Raw genomic sequence first — 18,579 nt, forward strand, 5'->3', positions numbered from 1 at the left:
AAAGATTAGTTTAATCTCTGGTATAGTGCCTGCAGGGCCTTTGGAAGGATTCAGACATCGTGATGGGCGTAAGAGCACAACAAAAAGAAAAAACCCGACGGTCGCTGGTAGAAGCGGCCTTCAGTCAGTTGAGTGCAGAGCGCAGCTTTGCGAGTCTCAGCCTGCGCGAAGTTGCGCGCGAGGCGGGGATTGCGCCTACCTCCTTCTACCGGCACTTCCGCGACGTGGATGAGCTGGGTCTCACCATGGTCGATGAAAGCGGGCTGATGCTGCGCCAGCTGATGCGTCAGGCGCGGCAGCGTATCGCCAAGGGCGGTAGCGTGATCCGTACCTCAGTCTCCACATTTATGGAATTCATCAGTAACAACCCTAACGCCTTTCGCTTATTGTTGCGTGAACGCTCCGGAACGTCCCCGGCGTTTCGTGCCGCCGTTGCGCGAGAAATTCAGCACTTTATTGCGGAACTTGCTGACTATCTGGAAATCGAAAACCATATGCCGCGTGCGTTTACTGAAGCACAGGCCGAAGCGATGGTCACTATTGTGTTCAGCGCGGGTGCAGAGGCATTGGATATCGGCCCTGAACAGCGCCGACAATTAGAAGAGCGACTGGTTTTACAGCTGCGGATGATCTCCAAAGGCGCGTATTACTGGTATCGCCGGGAACAGGAAAAGAGTACTCATCATCCCGACCAGGTGAAGGAAAAACAATGAAACAGTCAGTACAGGATAAAGGCACGCTATTGCTGGCGCTGGTTGCCGGTTTATCGATAAACGGTACCGTGGCGGCAATCTTTAGCTCAGTGATGCCTTTTTCCGTCTTCCCAATCATTGCGCTGGTGCTGGCGGTTTACTGCCTGCACCAACGTTATCAGAATCGCACCATGCCGGTGGGGTTACCGGGCCTGGCGGCCGCCTTCTTTATTTTAGGCGTGCTGCTCTACAGCACCGTTGTGCGTGCCGAATACCCAGATATCGGCTCTAACTTCCTTCCAGCGGTACTGTCGGTCGCCATGGTGTTCTGGATTGGCTACCGTTTACGCCGCCAGAAACACGATCTGCCGCAGTAATTATGATCCCCTCTCTGAGGGGATTTCTTTGCCTGTATATATATCACCAGGTTATAGCCAATCTTTTTTTATTCTTTAATCATTGGATGGCTTTCTGGCAGGCTGGTCTCATCACAACACTGCATATGAGAACGGTCGATGAAAAAATGGCATCTGGGGTTAACGCTTTTGCTGGCCTCCACCAGCGTACTGGCTAAGGATATCCAGCTTCTGAACGTCTCTTACGACCCGACGCGCGAGCTGTACGAACAGTACAACAAAGCCTTCAGCGCGCACTGGAAGCAAGAGACCGGAGATAACGTGGTGATCCGCCAGTCACACGGCGGTTCTGGCAAGCAGGCAACGTCGGTTATCAACGGCATCGACGCCGATGTGGTGACCCTGGCGCTGGCCTACGATGTTGATGCCATTGCCGAGCGTGGACGTATCGATAAAAACTGGATCAAGCGTCTGCCGGATAACTCCGCTCCGTACACATCGACCATCGTATTCCTGGTGCGCAAAGGCAATCCGAAACAGATTAAAGACTGGAACGACCTGATTAAGCCGGGCGTTTCGGTGATTACTCCGAACCCGAAAAGCTCCGGCGGTGCCCGCTGGAACTACCTGGCGGCATGGGGTTACGCCCTCCATCACAACAACGGCGACCAGGCGAAGGCTCAGGATTTCGTCAAATCGCTGTATAAAAACGTCGAAGTGCTGGATTCCGGTGCCCGTGGCTCGACCAACACCTTTGTTGAGCGTGGTATCGGCGATGTACTGATTGCCTGGGAAAACGAAGCGCTGCTGGCGACCAAAGAGCTGGGCAAAGACAAGTTTGAGATTGTGACGCCGAGTGAGTCTATTCTCGCAGAGCCGACGGTATCGGTGGTGGATAAAGTGGCCGACAAGAAAGGCACGCAGGCGGTAGCTGAAGCCTATCTCAAGTACCTCTACTCGCCGGAAGGACAGACGATTGCCGCGAAGAACTACTATCGTCCACGCGATCCGCAGGTCGCGAAACAGTATAAAAACGAATTCCCGAAACTGAAGCTGTTTACCATTGATGAAGAGTTCGGTGGGTGGGCGAAGGCACAGAAAGAGCACTTCGCTAACGGTGGTACCTTCGACCAGATAAGCAAACGATAACCGCGCTTCAGAAAACCCGGCTAAACGCCGGGTTTTTTTATGTCTTTGTCATTCCTCGATTTTGTGACTATCCTGACTGTTTTGCAGGCAGAAATGCCGGTTAATGGATGTATGGCGCGATTGCGCTCAGGACACTCAAGGAATGATGCATGGACAGATTAACTCCGGTTCGCCCGTGGCCTGCGCTACTGGCAACGGTTATCACCCTTCTCATCTGGTTCGCCGTTCCCACCCCCGAAGGTGTTACCCCTGAAGCCTGGCATCTGCTGGCGCTATTTATCGGTACGATAGCCGCCATTATCGGCAAGGCTATGCCGATTGGCGCTATTGCTATTGTTGCCATCATGCTGGTCGCCATGACCGGCGTCACCAACCCGGGTAAGCCCGCAGCTGCGCTAAACGATGCCCTGAGCGGGTTTTCAAACGCGCTCATCTGGCTTATCGGCTTATCCATTATGCTGTCGCAGAGCCTGTTAAAAACCGGGCTTGGCGCGCGCATTGGCTACGGGTTTATCGCGCTGTTTGGTAAGAGAACGCTCGGGATTGCCTGGGCGCTGACTCTTGCTGAAACGCTGATTGCGCCGGTTACCCCCAGCAACACCGCACGCGGTGGTGGGATCATTCACCCGGTTATGCGTGCGATTGCTGATAGCCTGGGCTCTGAGCCCGGCAACAGCGAAAACGGCTCGACGGGACGCTATCTGGCGCTGGTGAACTACAACATCAACCCGATCAGCTCGGCGATGTTTATCACCGCCACCGCACCTAACCCGCTGATTGTGAGCTTTTTACTGAAAGGCACCGACGGGGTGCTGGCGATGACGTGGGGAATGTGGGCCATCGCCGCGCTGCTGCCTGCGGTGGTGTCGCTTATCGTCATGCCGATCGTTATCTGGTGGTTGTATCCGCCGGCCATCACCAAAACGCCGAACGCGCCGCAGTTCGCCAGAAGCAAACTGGAGGAGCTTGGCCCGCTGTCGCTCGCGGAAAAAATTACCCTCGGGGTGTTTGCCCTGCTGCTCTGCCTGTGGGCGGGCGTTCCGGCGTTCATTATGGGCAGCGGCTGGGAGGTAAACCCGACCAGCGCCGCGCTGATTGGCCTGTCGATTTTGCTCCTGACAGGGGTGCTGCACTGGGACGACATTCTGAAATGCCGCGGCGCGTGGGATACCATCGTCTGGTTCGCGGCGCTGGTCATGATGGCAGAGTTTCTTAGCAAGCTCGGCCTGGTAAGCTGGCTTGCGACGAGTGTAGGCAGCAGTATCGATCACCTGGGGCTGCACTGGAGCGTGGCGACGCTGCTGCTGGTGCTGCTCTATGTCTATTCGCACTATTTCTTTGCCAGCACCACGGCGCACATTACGGCGATGTTCGCTGCCTTTTTCGCGGCAGGGCTGGCGCTGGGTGCACCACCTGCGCTGCTTGGGTTGATGCTCGCTTTCTCCTCTTCGCTGATGATGTCGTTAACCCACTATGGCACCGGAACCGCGCCGATTATCTTCGGCTCCGGCTACGTCACCCTCGGCGAATGGTGGAAAACCGGGCTGGTGATGAGCGTGGTGAACCTGCTTATCTGGAGCGTGATCGGTGCCGTATGGTGGCGCTGGCTGGGTTATTGGTAGACCGATAACGAGGAAGATTCATAAAGTTACGGTATGCTTGCGGTTTACGTATTCAATGAGGGTAGGGTATGAAAACGGCAAGCCGCATGATTCTGGGGCTGGTAGTCGTACTGCTGCTGGTCGCTGCGGGCGTATGGCACTTCTTTTTTTCCGCTAATGCCAACGCGCTGCGGGAAATCGTGTTGCAGAAGTGCGTGGTGAACCAACAGCAGCACCAGTCGCCCGCTCCTTGTGAAGAAGTGAACGTCAAAGGCGGCTATGTGCTGTTTAAAGACAGAAATGGGCCGCTGCAGTACCTCCTGATGCCCACCTACCGGATTAACGGAACCGAAAGCCCGCTGCTGCTGGTGCCGCAGACGCCCAACTTTTTCTGGCAGGCGTGGCAGGGGCGCGATGTGATGAGCATGCGTCAGGGCAGTGAAGTACCTGATGGTGCCGTGTCGTTAACCATCAACTCGCGCAGCGGACGTACGCAAAACCACTTCCACATCCATATTTCCTGCCTGCGTAAAGATGTACGTCAGCAGTTAGACGCTGCAATGTCCTCTATCAGTAGCCGTTGGCTGCCGCTGCCGGGAGGCCTGCGTGGACACGAGTACCTTGCCCGGCGGGTGACCGAAGCCGAACTTGCACAGCGCAGCCCGTTTATCATGCTGGCGGAGGAGGTACCAGAGGCGCGCGACCACATGGGGCGCTTCGCGCTGGCGATGGCGCAGCAGAGTGACGGTACCTTTGTGCTGCTGGCGACAGAGCGTAATCTGCTCGCCCTGAACCGCGCCTCGGCGGAAGAAATTCAGGATCATCAGTGTGATATTCTGAAGTAGCCCCACCAACTCTGGCGTTTACCTGTTCTGCCTGTCGTCGTATTCTTGCTGAAAAAAAACGACAGGAGACAGGTATGTCCTGGCTTGCGCACCCGCTGTTTGTTCCCTCTCTGGTTGTTGACATCACTATCCTGCTGTGGGCGACCTCGCTGTTGCCGGAGTTCATCACCGCCCTGCTGTTTTTTACCGTCGCCATGGCCGCCAAAATCGCTCCGGCGGAGGTTATTTTTGGCGGCTTCGCCTCCTCGGCGTTCTGGCTGGTATTCAGCGGCTTTGTGCTGGGCATTGCCATTCGTAAGACCGGGCTTGCGGATCGCGCCGCTCGCGCGCTGTCGGCACGACTCACTGATTCCTGGCTACAGATGGTGGCGAGCGTCGTCCTGCTGAGCTATGCCCTGGCCTTCGTGATGCCCTCTAACATGGGGCGCATTGCGCTGCTGATGCCGATTGTGGCGGCGATGGCGTCGCGCGCAGGTATTCAGGAGGGGACGCGCGGCTGGTATGGTCTGGCGCTGGCCGTCGGTTTTGGCACTTTCCAGCTTTCGGCAACCATTCTTCCCGCCAACGTACCAAATCTGGTGATGAGCGGCGCGGCGGAAGGGTCATACGGCATCCACCTCAACTATTTGCCCTACTTGTGGCTGCATACGCCGGTGCTCGGCTTTCTGAAGGGCGCCATTCTGATAGCGCTTATCTGCTGGCTGTTTCCCGGCAAACCGCATCCGCCACGCGATATTACCCCGCCTGCGCCGATGAGCGCGGACGAAAAGCGGCTGGCGTGGCTGCTGGCAGTGGTGCTGACCCTGTGGGTGACCGAGAGCTGGCACGGAATTGGCCCGGCGTGGACCGGGCTTGCTGCAGCCTGCGTGACTCTGCTTCCCCGGGTTGGGTTTATCTCCGGCGAAGAGTTTTCTACCGGTGTCAACCTGCGTACCTGTATCTATGTGGCGGGCATTCTGGGGCTGGCAATAACCGTTACCCAGACCGGGATTGGCGATGCCGTGGGGCAGGCGCTGTTGCAGATCATGCCGCTGGATCCTGAGCATCCGTTTACCAGCTTTCTGGCGCTGACCGGGATCACTACTGCGCTCAATTTCATTATGACCGCCAACGGCGTTCCGGCGCTGTATACCACCTTTGCACAGAGTTTTGCCGATGCGACCGGATTCCCGCTGTTAAGCGTGATTATGATTCAGGTGCTGGGATATTCAACGCCGCTGCTGCCGTATCAGGCATCACCGATTGTTGTCGCGATGGGGCTTGGAAAGGTGCCAGCGAAGGCGGGCATGCTGCTGTGCCTGGCGTTGGCGCTGGTGAGCTATCTGGTGCTGTTGCCGCTGGATTATCTGTGGTTTAGTGTGCTAGGAAAGTTATAAAACACCCGGTGGCGGCTCGCGCTTACCGGGTCTTTTTTGTAGGCCGGATAAGACGCGTCAGCGTCGCATCCGGCACCACAACGCTGATTAAGCCTGTTTAGCGGCTTCAGCAGCTTTAACGATCACCGCGAAAGCGTCAGCTTTCAGGGATGCACCGCCAACCAGCGCGCCGTCGATGTCCGGCTGGGTGAACAGCTCAGCAGCGTTTGCTGCGTTTACGGAACCGCCGTACTGAATGATAACCTGCTCAGCCACTTTCGCGTCTGCTTTAGCGATGTGGTCACGGATGAATTTGTGAACCGCCTGAGCCTGCGCCGGGGTCGCAGATTTGCCAGTACCGATTGCCCATACTGGTTCGTAAGCGATAACGACACCTTCGAATGCGCTTGCGCCCTGAGTTTTCAGCACGGCGTCAATCTGGCGTGCACAAACTTCTTCAGTTTTGCCTGCTTCGTTTTCTGCTTCGGTTTCACCGATGCACAGTACCGGGGTCAGACCCTGCTCTTTCAGGACGGCGAATTTCTTAGCGATCAGCTCATCAGACTCTTTGTGGTAAGTACGACGCTCTGAGTGACCGATGATGATGTACTGCGCGCCGATGTCTTTCAGCATTTCCGCGGAGGTTTCGCCAGTGAATGCGCCGGACAGGTTCAGGTCAACGTTCTGCGCGCCCAGATTGATATGGCTGCCTGCTGCCGCATGTTTTGCCAGGTCGATGTACATTTCTGGCGGAGCGATAGCCACTGCACAGCCGGTTACGCCAGCCAGTTCAGTACGCAGGTTTGCAACCAGCTCGTTTACCATGTGGCGGCTGCCGTTCAGTTTCCAGTTACCCATCACTAAAGGATGTCGCATTTTAATTCTCCACGCTTTGTTAGCGAATTAAGGAATATAGCCGCCCGGTGGGCAGCATGGTCTGTGGAACAGTATAGAGATCGAAAGCCCCGATGGCTTTGCTTTTTGTCATTTATTGTTGCTCTCGAGGGTTTCAGATAACGCCAGCTTAATCGGTTCAACAGCGAAGGTCAGCCCTTTTTCGCCGTTATCTGCCACCACATAGCGAATCGCTCCTTCGGTGATGGCGTAATAGTGTTTGCCTTTGCCGGAGGTGAGCAGTTTCTGTAGCTTTTGAGTGCTCTGGGGTTTGGATAGTCCGGGGGTAAACAGGCGAAGCACCGCCCCCATATACTCCTGGGCTTTCGCCTTTGCGGCTTTTTGCTCCGGTCCCTGAATCGGTAGCCAGGTTATCTGCATCGATTTAATTTTCAGGGTACCGCGCTCGAGCGCCGTTGAGGCGTACAGGTTTTCGTTGATCTTGGTGGCGGCGCGGGTCAGGTTGGCTTGATCCTGACTCCCCCCGATAGAGCGGAACTCGTTGAGCGCAAGCGTCGGGTTATCGGTATTAAATTTTTCCCGGAACTGGCTGATAGAGAGATCGAAGGTTGGCGCTCCGGGTAACAGATAGGGTGCTGTTGCGCTGGGTGAGGCTTCGGCAGATAGCGCGCCGGAGCTTACCGCAAGCGCAGCCAGCCCGAACAAAACACTCGTTATCCATTTTTTCATCTTACCGTCCTCATCATCTGCTGCTGTCGATTAAAACGGGAACCGTCGTTCTTGTCAAAAAGAGACCACGTTCTGAGGTAAACTACGCGCCATGATGACATTCAGGAATGGGACATGACCCTACAGCAGTGGCTTTTTTCGATTAAAGGGCGCATCGGGCGCCGTGATTTCTGGATCTGGATGGTGCTCTGGGTAGTGGCAATGACGCTGCTTTTCACTTTCGCGGGTATGGGCTGGCTTAACATGCAAACGGCAGCGTTCGCGCTGGTCTGCCTGCTGTGGCCCACGGCGGCGGTGATGGTGAAACGCCTGCACGACAGAGGGCGCTCCGGAATCTGGGCGCTGCTGATGGTGCTTGCCTGGATGTTGCTGGCCGGGAACTGGGCAGTGCTGCCGGGGGTCTGGCAGTGGGTCGTCGGGCGGTTAATTCCGACGGTTATCATCGTGATGATGGTGATTGACCTGGGTGCGTTCGTCGGCACCCAGGGCGAAAACAAGTACGGGAAAGAAACCCAGGACGTTAAATACCGCTGATCACCAGTAGTGTTCGGCGGTCATGTGGCCCGGTCGACGGCGCAGGTGTTTGGTCATCTGCCGGGTATCTTTCAGCAACTGCTGGGTATCTCGCACCATCTGCGGGTTGCCGCACAGCATCACGTGGCTGGTGTCAGTGGTCATCGGCAGGCCAACCGCAGCCTCCAGCTCACCGCTTTCAATAAGCGCCGGAACGCGCCCGGTCAGTGAGCCCTCGACGGTTTCCCGGCTGACAACGGTCTGTATTTTCAGTTTGCCCTGGTAGCGTGCTTCAAGCTCTCGCATCAGCGGTAAATAGCTGAGATCTGCGGCGTAGCGTGCGGCATGAACCAGCACCAGATTTTTGAAGCGGTCGAGATCTTTACCTTCCTGCAGAATCGACAGATACGGGCCCAGCGCGGTACCGGTTGCCAGCATCCATAGCGTCTCGCAGTCGGGCACTTCATCCAGCACAAAGAATCCGGCAGCCTCGCTGACTACCTGCACTTCATCACCCGGCTTCAGGGCTGCCAGGCGTGGGCTCAGTTTGCCCTCCGGGACGGTCACCAGATAAAACTCAAGGTCAGGGTTTCCCGGCGCGTTGACGTAGGAATACGCACGCTGGACGCGTTCGCCATCGATTTCCATTCCGAGTTTAGTGAACTGACCCGCAGTGAAAGGGTGTACAGGGGCATGGACGGTCAAGCTAAACAGCGCGTTGGTCCAGTACTCCACCTTTGTCACTTTTCCGGTAACCCACTCCGCCATGGTTCTCTCCAGTGTTGTTGCGATGTCTTATCTTGCCATTCAGAGAGAAGATTTCCAGCCCCGTTGGGCTGGAAAGCTCTTCCCGACAAACGATTACAGAATGTGGCGCTGCACCTCTGGGTCTTTGCGATCGAGATAGTGAATCGACTGAATACGACGAATAGTGCGGGATTTACCACGGATCAGCAGCGTTTCCGTGGTGGCCATATTGCCCTTACGGGTGATGCCGTCCAGCAGATCGCCTTTGGTAATACCGGTGGCGGAAAAAATCACGTTGTCGTTGAGCGCCATATCGTCAAGGCGTAGCACCTGGCCGGCGACGATGCCCATCGCTTTGCAGCGTTCCAGCTCCGTTTCACCAATACGGCGGTTCTCCTCGCTGTCGCCTTTCACTTCGTGACGTGCCAGCAGACGACCCTGCATGTCACCGTCAAGCGCACGAATAACCGCGGCAGAGACCACACCCTCCGGCGCGCCGCCGATGCCGTATAACACGTCCACTTCGCTGTCCGGCATACAGGTGAGGATTGAGGCCGCGACGTCGCCGTCAGGGATCGCGAAGACGCGCACGCCCAGGGTCTGCATTTCCGCAATGACCACATCGTGGCGCGGTTTTGCCAGAATGGTTACCGTGAGCTCGCTTAAGGGCTTATTCAGGGCTTTGGCGACATTACGCAGATTCGTTTCCAGCGGCAGATTGAGATCGATAGCGCCTTTCGCTCCCGGGCCAACGATGAGCTTTTCCATGTACATATCCGGCGCGTTGAGGAAGGTGCCTTTATCGCCCACCGCCAGCACCGCCAGCGCGTTGGCCTGGCCCATGGCGGTCATGCGGGTACCTTCGATCGGGTCGACGGCAATATCCACGGCATCGCCGTTGCCGGTACCGACTTTTTCACCGATGTAGAGCATCGGTGCCTCATCGATTTCACCCTCGCCAATTACGATAGTCCCGTCAATGTTGACCTGGTTTAGCATAATGCGCATAGCGTGTACGGCAGCACCGTCGGCGGTGTTTTTATCACCACGGCCCAGCCACTTATAACCCGCGAGCGCAGCGGCTTCGGTAACGCGTGAAAATTCGATGGCAAGCTCTCGTTTCATAGCAAACTCGTTGTGAAAGTAAAAATGGCACGCAGCGCCGTCCCGCCTGAAGAGGAGGTGCGGCGCTAGGCGTTGGAATAGCGTTCGGTTTCCGGCATCCAGCGTTCAATAAGTGCATTGGCCTGCTCGGGGTAACGTTGATGGATATGGCGGGCAATGCGCTGAACGTCGGGGATCATTGCCTGATCGCGCAGTAAATCGGCGACCTTAAACTCCGCGTTACCGGTTTGTCGGGTACCCAGCAGTTCCCCGGGCCCACGAATTTCTAAATCTTTTTGCGCAATCACAAAGCCGTCGTTGCTGTCACGCAGCACCTGCAGGCGTAGCTGGGCGGTTTTTGACAGCGGTGACTTATACAACAGCACGCAGTGTGAGGCTACCGCACCACGGCCTACGCGGCCTCTGAGCTGGTGCAGCTGCGCCAGCCCCAGACGCTCCGGGTTTTCTATAATCATCAGGCTGGCGTTAGGCACATCCACCCCGACCTCAATAACCGTGGTGGCGATAAGTAAATGCAGCTCACCGGATTTGAAGGCCTGCATCACCGCCTGCTTCTCGGCAGGCTTCATTCTCCCGTGAACCAGGCCAACGTTCAGTTCTGGAAGCGCCAGTTTAAGCTCTTCCCATGTTGCTTCTGCGGCCTGCGCCTCGAGTAACTCAGACTCTTCAATCAGCGTACAGACCCAGTAAGCCTGACGGCCTTCGGTGGTACAGGCGTTGCGCACGCGATCGATAATGTCGTGCCGGCGGGTGTCCGGAATGGCAACGGTGGTGACCGGCGTGCGGCCCGGGGGCAGCTCATCAATCACGGAAGTATCGAGATCGGCGTAGGCGGTCATCGCAAGCGTTCGAGGGATGGGCGTTGCCGTCATGATCAACTGATGCGGGTGGAAACCCTGCTGCTGGCCCTTTTCCCACAGCGCCAGTCGTTGATGGACGCCAAAGCGGTGCTGTTCGTCGATAATCACCAGCGCCATGCCGTTGAACTGCACCTGCTCCTGGAAGATAGCGTGGGTACCGACGACCATCTGCACCTGACCGCTGGCGATGGCTTCCTGCTGTGCCAGGCGCGCTTTGCCTTTCTGCTTGCCCGCGAGCCAGCCCACTTCAATCCCGAGCGGTGCAAACCAGTTGCGGAAGTTGTTGGCGTGCTGTTCGGCAAGCAGCTCGGTTGGGGCCATAAGCGCCACCTGCTGACCGTTAGCAATCGCCCGCAGCGCGGCAAGGGCAGCAACCAGCGTTTTACCGGAGCCAACGTCGCCCTGCACCAGGCGCATCATCGGAATATCCAGCGCCATATCGTGTTCGATTTCTGCCACCACCCGGTTCTGTGCCCCGGTAGGTGTAAACGGCAGCGATGCCAGCAGCCCGTTTTTCAACTCGTCTTTCGCGGCCAGCGCGCGCGCGTGATAGCGCTGGGCCCCGGCACGCAGCGCCAGCATGCTGAGATTATGCGCCAGCAGTTCTTCCAGAATCAGCCGCTGCTGGGCCGGGTGCTTTCCGGTTTCGAGGTCACTGAGCTGCAGCGAGGGTGGTGGGCGATGTAGCGTGCGCAGCGCTTCTGGCAGGCTCATCATTCCCTGCGACAGTTCCGGTGGCAACAGCTCGCTGATGGCGCAGGTATCCAGCAGATCCAGCGCCTGATCGGTCAAATTACGCAGCGTTGCCTGCCTGATGCCTTCGGTGGTCGGGTAGACCGGGGTCAGGGTTTCTTGTAATTCGGGAGTGCTGAGATCGCCCTGAATGCGGTATTCCGGATGGATCATCTCCGGGCCGTACTTCCCGCGCTTCGCTTCGCCGTAGGCCAGCACGCGACGGCCGGTTGCCAGGCTGTTTTTCATCGCCGCGTTGAAGTTAAAGAAGCGCATGGTCAGGATGCCGGTGCCATCGCTAATCTGGCAGGTCATCATCCGGCGACCGCCGAAGGTGATGGAGCTATTCAGAACTTCGCCTTCCACCGTGGCATAAATACCGGGCAGCAGATCGTTAATGGGGTAGAGATGGGTACGGTCTTCGTAACGCAGCGGCAGGTGCAGCAGCAAATCCTGCACGGTGTGCAGGCCGATTTTAGCAAGCTTGCTGGTCTGCGCCGCGCCAACGCCGGTGAGGGAGCTCAGCGGTACGGCATCCAGCAGACGGCCAGCCATAGCTTATTTCGCCGCCTGCATGATGGCCCACCACTCGTCATCGGCTTCGATTTCACCCTGGTCGTTGACCAGTGGATAAGGCAGGCCTTTGCGCTTTGCGACGTTTGCCAGAACCGGGTAGCCACCTTCAAACAGCAGGCGCTGCTGCTCGGCTTCCGGCAACATGCTGTTCTCGCGCTTATACATTCCGGCGTTCTGTCGCTGGCGTTGGGCTTCATACAGAATCAGCGCCGAGGCGACGGAGACGTTCAGCGACTGCACCATGCCGATCATCGGAATGATGATGTCCTGATCCGCCAGGTCCAGCGCTTCCTGGGTGATCCCGGTTTTTTCCTGACCCATCAGGATGCAGGTTGGACGGGTATAGTCTATTTCGCGGAAATCGACGGCGGTATCAGAAAGGTGGGTTGCCAGCACCTGCATGCCACACCCTTTCAGGTGCGTGACGGCATCGCCGATGTTGCGGTGCGTTTTCACGCTGACCCAACTGTTGCTGCCGGCGGCGGAGGAGGCCATGGTGCGCATACGGTTACCCGGCCAGATGGCGTGCACTTCATGAACGCCAACGGCATCGGCGGTACGGATAATCGCCGAAACATTATGGGGCTTATGGACCTGCTCCATGCAGACCGTCAGATCAGGCTGACGCCTGGCGAGCATTTCACAAATACGCGCATAGCGCTGTAAATTCATAAAACTAGTTTCGGTTACGGGTGACTTTAATCACATCCGGCATCACGCGGATTTTGCGCATGATGTTCGCCAGATGAACACGATCGCGCGCGGTCAGACGGATAAAGGCGCTGTATACGCGTCCGTCTTTCTCTTCAGTATTCAGGCTCTGAATATTTGAAGTGGTCGTGTTGATGGCAGCCGTCAGGTTTGCCAGTGCACCCTGATGATTGAACATGTCGACTTTGATTTCAGTGATGAATTCCTGCGCCGTCTCTTTGTCCCATTCAACCGCCATGAATTTCTCGGGCTCTTTCTGATAGCCGCGAATGTTGCGACAGGACTCATGGTGAATGACCAGACCTTTGCCTGGGCTGACGTGCGCGATAATTGGATCACCGGGAATAGGGCGACAGCATTTCGCAAAAGTGATGAGCACGCCGTCCGCGCCTTTAATCGGCAGATGGCCGTGGCTGGAGTTGCTGGACGGTACTGGGCTACCTTCACCCTGCTGCAGATTTTTGGCAACCACCACGCTCATGGCGTTACCGAGGCCAATTTCAGCCAGCAGATCGTCGAGGGAGGCGAGCTTCATGCGGTCGAGCTCGCGCTGGATGTTTTCTGCCGGGATCTCGAGCAGCTTACGGCTGCCGCCAAGCGCGTGATTCAGCAGACGACGGCCGAGGCTGACGGAGTCGTCACGCTTGAGGTTTTTCAGCAACTGGCGAATTTTGGCGCGAGCTTTTGAACTCACAACAAAATTGAGCCACGCTGCGTTCGGGCGCGCGCCCGGAGCGGTGATAATTTCTACCGTCTGGCCGCTGGAGAGCGACTGCGATAGCGGATACGGCTGTCTGTCGACGCGGGCACCCACACAGGCATGGCCGATATCGGTATGCACCGCATAGGCAAAATCGACAGGCGTGGCGCCGGCCGGAAGCTCGACGATGCGGCCTTCCGGGGTGAAAACATAAATCTCATCCGGGAAGAGATCAGATTTTACGCTCTCGATAAATTCAAACGAACTACCCGCACTCTGCTGTAGCTCAAGCAGGCTTTGCATCCAGCGCTGGGCGCGGATCTGTGCTGTTGTGCTGCTTTCGCCACCGCGCTCTTTATAAGCCCAGTGCGCCGCAACCCCCATCTCTGCCATCTGATCCATGTCTTCGGTTCGGATTTGTACCTCAACCGGCACGCCGTGCGGGCCAATCATCGAGGTGTGCAAAGACTGATAGCCGTTCGCCTTCGGAATGGCGATGTAGTCTTTCATCCGCCCAGGACGAGGTTTGTACAGGCTGTGCATCTGCCCGAGCACGCGGTAGCAGGTGTCAGAATCATGAACGATAACGCGAAACGCGTAGATATCCATGATGGAGTGGAAGCGCTGCTCTTTCAGCACCATCTTGCAGTAGATGGAGTAAAGGTGTTTCTCACGACCGCTAACCCGGCATGGGATCCCTGCTTCCTGCAAACGCCCTTCAATTTCAGAGAGGATTTTCTGAATCATCTCTTTACGGTTGCCGCGGGCGGCTTTCACCACCTCTTTAATGACGCGATAGCGGTTTGGGTACAGCGCTTCAAAACCCAGCTCTTCAAGCTCGGTTTTAATGTGATGAATACCTAAACGGTGCGCCAGCGGGCTGTAAATTTCGAGGGTTTCGCGGGCAATGCGGCGACGTTTGTCCGGGCGAAGTGAGCCCAGCGTGCGCATGTTATGGGTGCGGTCTGCGAGTTTGATGAGAATGACGCGGATATCCTGCACCATCGCCATAATCATCTTGCGAAAGTTTTCGGCTTGCGCCTCTTTCTTATCGCGGAACTTGAGCTTATCAAGCTTTGACACCCCTTCCACCAGTTCGGCAACGCTTTTGCCAAACAGCTGTTCCATGTCCTGGTAGGTGGCTGGGGTATCTTCAATCACGTCATGCAGCAGGGCAGCCATTAGCGTTTCGTAGTCGAGTTTCATCTCGGCCAGAATACAGGCTACCGCCACCGGGTGCGTGATGTAGGGTTCACCGCTTGAACGTGTCTGGCCCTCGTGAGCGTCACGTGCAACGAGATATGCCTGCTGAAGACGCTTGATTTGCTCTTCTGGCAGGTAAGTTTGAATCAGCTGATTCAGGCTTTCAAACAGATACAAGGGCGACCCGCAGGTTTAATTAACGACGACCTTCAGCAATGGCGGTAACAGCCTGCAGTTCTGCGGCTTCCTGCTCTTGCTGCTCCTGGCGATCACGAACGTCAAGGATCTGGTTGTTGATGAGACCCTCTTCGATTTCGCGCAGCGCGATAACGGTGGTTTTGTCGTTTTCTTCCGCAACCAGCGGATCTTTACCGCCTACCTGCATCTGACGAGCGCGACGCGCGGCGACCAGTACCAGGTCAAAACGGTTACCAATTTTCTCTACAGCGTCCTGAACAGTTACGCGTGCCATACTTAAAATGCTCCACAGGTGAAGAAATGACTGGGCATGATACTGAAAGTGCGTTCAGTCTGCCAATAGTTTGCTGATTAAAGCGTCATGTCGCTGCTTTTGACGGCTCATGCGCAGACGTTCGGCGCGAATGATGGTTTTCAGATCGCCAAGGGCGGTATCAAAATCATCATTCACAATAAGGTAATCATATTCCGCGTAATGGCTCATTTCTGCAACTGCCAGCGCCATACGTTTTGCGATTACCTCTTCGCTGTCCTGGCCGCGACCGCGCAGGCGGCGGTCCAGCTCGTCTTTCGACGGCGGCAGGATAAAGATGCTGCGCGCATGCGGCATCTTGTGACGAATCTGCTGTGCGCCCTGCCAGTCGATATCGAGGAACACATCAACCCCAGAGGCCAGTACCTGCTCAATGGTTTCACGAGAGGTGCCGTAATAGTTGCCAAACACTTCCGCATGCTCAAGAAACGCGTCCCGGCCAATCATATGACGGAACTCATCATGATTAACAAAGAAATAGTGTTCACCATGGACTTCACCCGGACGCGGCGAACGCGTGGTATGCGAAACAGAAACCTGGGTGTCGTACAACGGTTGGGTCTTTAACAGTGCCTGAATCAGGCTGGATTTACCCGCGCCACTGGGGGCAGAAACAATATAAAGCGTGCCTTGAGCCATGAGTGTCTTTTGTATGTGGTTAGCAAAGAATGTCTACATACGAGCCTATTATACACGCCGCGGCCCGCTGACGTAGTTTTTGTCACATTATTTGCATCTGGTGATTGCATTTTGCGAGCGCTTTTCCTGATTTCTTTGCGGGTTAGTGCAAAAAAGGAGAAACCCTGGAAGCCGCTACGCAATGCTTTATTTGTCTTATCGCACTTGTTCCCCGTTCCGCATTTAATCCCGTTTATTGCGAGAAAGGGGGCGGGATGATGAAAACATGGCGTTGGGGGTTAAGTTTACTGTTATGCGGCTCAGTGCAGGCGGTGTGCCCGGCGTGGTCGCCTGCCCGTGCCGGGCATGAGATGACAGCGTTAAACGCGCAAATGAAGCAATGGAGTGAAGCCTACTGGCTGCAAGGGAAAAGCGAAATTAACGACAGCGTGTACGATCAGCTCGCGGCCCGACTGGCGCAGTGGCAACGTTGTTTTGGTGGTGAGACGCAAACGCAGGCTCCGTTAGCTACAGCGACGGCGACCATCGTTCATCCGGTAGCACACACTGGGGTAAAGAAGCTGGCTGACCGTGCGGCGGTAGCAAACTGGCTTAAAGATAAACCCGAGGTCTGGATCCAGCCGAAAGTGGACGGTGTGGCCATGACCCTGGTGTATCGCAACGGAAGACTCATGCAGGCAATTAGCCGCGGCGATGGACTTAAAGGAGAAGACTGGACGGCTCGTACCCGGCAGATTACCGCTATTCCGCAGACTCTGACCGGCGTGCTTGCAAACAGTGTGCTACAGGGGGAGCTTTTTTTACGTCGTGAGGCACATAGACAACAGCAGATGGGGGGCATGAACGCGCGGGCAAAAGTCGCTGGGGCGATGATGCGGCGGGAGACCACAGCCCCAATTCCCGAGATGTCGTTTTTTGTCTGGGCATGGCCCGACGGCCCGCAGACGATGGCTGAACGGACGGCACTGTTGTCGAAGGCTGGGTTTGCATGGGTAGATGAATACACGCTGCCAGTGCAAACGCTCGCGCAGGCAGAAGCCCAGCGTGAGCGCTGGTTTCGCTCGCCGCTGCCCTTTGTCACGGACGGCGTGGTGCTGAGAACGACAAAAGAACCTGCGGGCCAGCTCTGGCTGCCCGGACAAGGGACCTGGCTTGCCGCGTGGAAATACCCGCCGGTGGCGCAGGTGGCGGAAGTGAAGCAGGTGAGTTTCAACGTCGGGCGCAGCGGTAAAATTGCGGTGGTGGCTGAACTGGAGCCGCTTCAACTGGATGATAAACAGGTTAAGCGGGTCAATATCGGCTCAGTTAATCGCTGGCAGACGTTGGATTTAGCCCCCGGCGATCAGGTGCTGATAAGCCTTGCGGGCCAGGGGATTCCACGCCTTGATAGTGTGGTGTGGCGTAGCGTCGTTCGCCAAAAACCGCAGCCACCGCAGGCATGGTTCTCTCCCATGACCTGCTACTTTGCTTCGCCGCAGTGTAGTGGGCAGTTTTTGTCGCGTCTTAGCTGGCTCGGAACACCGCAGGCGCTAAATATGACCGGCGTTGGTACCGCGACCTGGCGTGCGTTGCACAGCGCACATCGTTTCAAACATCTTTTTTCATGGCTGACGCTGACCCGGGAACAACTACAAAACACGCCTGGCGTTTCTGCCGCCAGAGGGCTGCAGCTCTGGCACCAGTTTAATCTGGTTCGTGAGCTGCCTTTGAAACGATGGCTGGTGGCGTTGGGAATGCCGCTAAGTCAAGAAACGCTGAAAAACCTTGCTGAGGAAAAATGGCTGTCGGTGACGCTCAAACGAGAAGCCGAGTGGCTGGCACAGCCCGGCACGGGGGCCGGGCGGGTTGGTCAAATTATGGCGTGGTTGGGTAGCCCGGAGGTTCTGCGTATTGCAGCATGGCTGCAGGAGCAGAAGATCGCCGGCTTTTTGCCTCAGTGAACGTTGTGCTTGTAGTCAAATACCGGCAGGCCAAGCTTCAGGCGCAGCGCCAGCAAACGGGCGGTAAAGCCAAACAGCAGCGTTGAAATAACCACGACGTCGTGACTGTTCACGTAATGCTGTAGCGCGATGTACAGCACGGCGGAGGCAAATGAGACGCCTGCATACAGTTCTTTCTGGAATACCAGCGGAATGCGTTTGCAGAACATATCGCGAAGCACACCACCAAATACGCCAGTGATAACCGCGGCAATGATGGCAATAACAGGGCCATGACCCATATCCAGGGCGATTTGCGCCCCGATAATAGAGAACACCACCAGTCCCAGCGCATCGAGCACGAGAAACAGCTTACGCAGATGTGGCATTACCGGGGCGAAGATAGTGGTTAACACTGCGGCGGTTGCGACAATCACGACATACTCAGGGTTTTTCACCCAACCCAGCGGGTAGTGGCCCAGCAGGATGTCGCGTACAGAACCGCCGCCCAGTGCGGTGGCGGTAGCAATGATGATCACGCCGAAGGTATCCATACGGCGGCGGCCTGCCGCCAGTGCGCCGGTCATTGCTTCAGCGGTGATACCAATTAAGTAGAGAATGTGTAACAGCATAGTCGCCCCCATAATTCATGGCGGCAGATTAGCTTTTTGTGCGCATGATCACGATTGAGATTTTCTCACGTGAAGTGAAGTTGATTAGTTTTATTTATGTCTTTGGTGGCGTTGCGGCGCTGGTTGTGG

General features: G+C 56.4%; 18 protein-coding genes. 8 read left to right on the forward strand and 10 right to left on the reverse strand.

What is annotated here, in order from left to right:
- The first annotated feature begins 59 nt into the window (after positions 1 to 59).
- The 6 genes from fabR (at position 60) to GYRE_RS05215 (ending at position 6,019) form a co-directional block, all read left to right on the forward strand.
- Complete coding sequence (fabR, locus tag GYRE_RS05190; protein WP_038253577.1) at positions 60 to 713, forward strand: HTH-type transcriptional repressor FabR; 654 nt, start codon at positions 60 to 62, stop codon at positions 711 to 713.
- Positions 710 to 1,069, forward strand: coding sequence for a YijD family membrane protein (locus GYRE_RS05195; protein ID WP_006817801.1), 360 nt, complete (start codon positions 710 to 712; stop codon positions 1,067 to 1,069). Before fabR ends, GYRE_RS05195 begins: the two co-directional genes overlap by 4 nt.
- A 138-nt stretch (positions 1,070 to 1,207) precedes the next feature.
- Positions 1,208 to 2,197, forward strand: a complete 990-nt coding sequence (locus GYRE_RS05200; protein WP_038253579.1) for a sulfate ABC transporter substrate-binding protein — start codon at positions 1,208 to 1,210, stop codon at positions 2,195 to 2,197.
- Positions 2,198 to 2,346: 149 nt separating this feature from the next.
- Positions 2,347 to 3,819, forward strand: coding sequence for a DASS family sodium-coupled anion symporter (locus GYRE_RS05205; protein ID WP_038253582.1), 1,473 nt, complete (start codon positions 2,347 to 2,349; stop codon positions 3,817 to 3,819).
- Positions 3,820 to 3,887: 68 nt separating this feature from the next.
- On the forward strand, positions 3,888 to 4,643 hold the full coding sequence (locus GYRE_RS05210) for a CDP-diacylglycerol diphosphatase (protein ID WP_038253584.1): 756 nt from the start codon (positions 3,888 to 3,890) through the stop codon (positions 4,641 to 4,643).
- A 74-nt stretch (positions 4,644 to 4,717) separates the two neighbouring features.
- The gene (locus GYRE_RS05215) at positions 4,718 to 6,019 is read left to right on the forward strand and encodes an SLC13 family permease (protein ID WP_038253587.1); all 1,302 of its coding nucleotides are present in this window, start codon (positions 4,718 to 4,720) and stop codon (positions 6,017 to 6,019) included.
- Positions 6,020 to 6,106: 87 nt separating this feature from the next.
- Here GYRE_RS05215 and tpiA read toward each other — a convergent pair whose 3' ends face one another.
- Together tpiA and GYRE_RS05225 are read right to left on the reverse strand one after the other, a co-directional pair.
- Positions 6,107 to 6,874, reverse strand: a complete 768-nt coding sequence (gene tpiA, locus GYRE_RS05220; protein WP_038253590.1) for a triose-phosphate isomerase — start codon at positions 6,872 to 6,874, stop codon at positions 6,107 to 6,109.
- A 108-nt stretch (positions 6,875 to 6,982) separates the two neighbouring features.
- A complete protein-coding gene (locus tag GYRE_RS05225) occupies positions 6,983 to 7,582 on the reverse strand; it encodes a DUF1454 family protein (RefSeq protein WP_006817794.1) in 600 nt (199 codons plus the stop codon).
- A gap of 114 nt (positions 7,583 to 7,696) precedes the next feature.
- Here GYRE_RS05225 and GYRE_RS05230 point away from each other — a divergent pair, with 114 nt between their 5' ends.
- The gene (locus tag GYRE_RS05230) at positions 7,697 to 8,116 is read left to right on the forward strand and encodes a DUF805 domain-containing protein (RefSeq protein WP_006817793.1); all 420 of its coding nucleotides are present in this window, start codon (positions 7,697 to 7,699) and stop codon (positions 8,114 to 8,116) included.
- Here GYRE_RS05230 and fpr read toward each other — a convergent pair whose 3' ends face one another.
- The 7 genes from fpr to gmk all read right to left on the reverse strand — a co-directional run bounded on the left by fpr (position 8,117) and on the right by gmk (position 15,899).
- Complete coding sequence (gene fpr, locus GYRE_RS05235; RefSeq protein WP_006817792.1) at positions 8,117 to 8,863, reverse strand: ferredoxin--NADP(+) reductase; 747 nt, start codon at positions 8,861 to 8,863, stop codon at positions 8,117 to 8,119.
- 93 nt (positions 8,864 to 8,956) lie between these two features.
- Positions 8,957 to 9,967, reverse strand: a complete 1,011-nt coding sequence (gene glpX / locus GYRE_RS05240; protein WP_038253594.1) for a class II fructose-bisphosphatase — start codon at positions 9,965 to 9,967, stop codon at positions 8,957 to 8,959.
- 65 nt (positions 9,968 to 10,032) lie between these two features.
- Positions 10,033 to 12,114 carry an ATP-dependent DNA helicase RecG gene (gene recG, locus GYRE_RS05245; protein ID WP_038253598.1) on the reverse strand — a complete coding sequence of 694 codons (2,082 nt, stop codon included), beginning with the start codon at positions 12,112 to 12,114 and terminating at the stop codon, positions 10,033 to 10,035.
- Positions 12,115 to 12,117: 3 nt separating this feature from the next.
- The gene (gene trmH / locus GYRE_RS05250; RefSeq protein ID WP_038253603.1) at positions 12,118 to 12,807 is read right to left on the reverse strand and encodes a tRNA (guanosine(18)-2'-O)-methyltransferase TrmH; all 690 of its coding nucleotides are present in this window, start codon (positions 12,805 to 12,807) and stop codon (positions 12,118 to 12,120) included.
- 4 nt (positions 12,808 to 12,811) lie between these two features.
- Positions 12,812 to 14,926: a bifunctional GTP diphosphokinase/guanosine-3',5'-bis pyrophosphate 3'-pyrophosphohydrolase gene (gene spoT, locus GYRE_RS05255; protein ID WP_006817788.1), complete on the reverse strand. Its 2,115-nt coding sequence runs from the start codon at positions 14,924 to 14,926 to the stop codon at positions 12,812 to 12,814.
- 19 nt (positions 14,927 to 14,945) lie between these two features.
- Complete coding sequence (gene rpoZ, locus GYRE_RS05260; protein WP_006817787.1) at positions 14,946 to 15,221, reverse strand: DNA-directed RNA polymerase subunit omega; 276 nt, start codon at positions 15,219 to 15,221, stop codon at positions 14,946 to 14,948.
- 54 nt (positions 15,222 to 15,275) lie between these two features.
- Positions 15,276 to 15,899 carry a guanylate kinase gene (gene gmk, locus GYRE_RS05265; protein WP_006817786.1) on the reverse strand — a complete coding sequence of 208 codons (624 nt, stop codon included), beginning with the start codon at positions 15,897 to 15,899 and terminating at the stop codon, positions 15,276 to 15,278.
- A 257-nt stretch (positions 15,900 to 16,156) separates the two neighbouring features.
- On the opposite strand from gmk, the gene ligB reads away from it, so the two are divergent.
- The gene (gene ligB / locus GYRE_RS05270) at positions 16,157 to 17,839 is read left to right on the forward strand and encodes an NAD-dependent DNA ligase LigB (RefSeq protein ID WP_038253819.1); all 1,683 of its coding nucleotides are present in this window, start codon (positions 16,157 to 16,159) and stop codon (positions 17,837 to 17,839) included.
- Here the strand turns inward: ligB and GYRE_RS05275 are convergent.
- Positions 17,833 to 18,450 carry a trimeric intracellular cation channel family protein gene (locus GYRE_RS05275; RefSeq protein WP_038253607.1) on the reverse strand — a complete coding sequence of 206 codons (618 nt, stop codon included), beginning with the start codon at positions 18,448 to 18,450 and terminating at the stop codon, positions 17,833 to 17,835. The genes ligB and GYRE_RS05275 overlap by 7 nt on opposite strands.
- Positions 18,451 to 18,579 lie beyond the last annotated feature (129 nt).

Source organism: Yokenella regensburgei ATCC 49455 (assembly GCF_000735455.1).
In the GTDB taxonomy this organism is placed as follows: domain Bacteria; phylum Pseudomonadota; class Gammaproteobacteria; order Enterobacterales; family Enterobacteriaceae; genus Yokenella; species Yokenella regensburgei.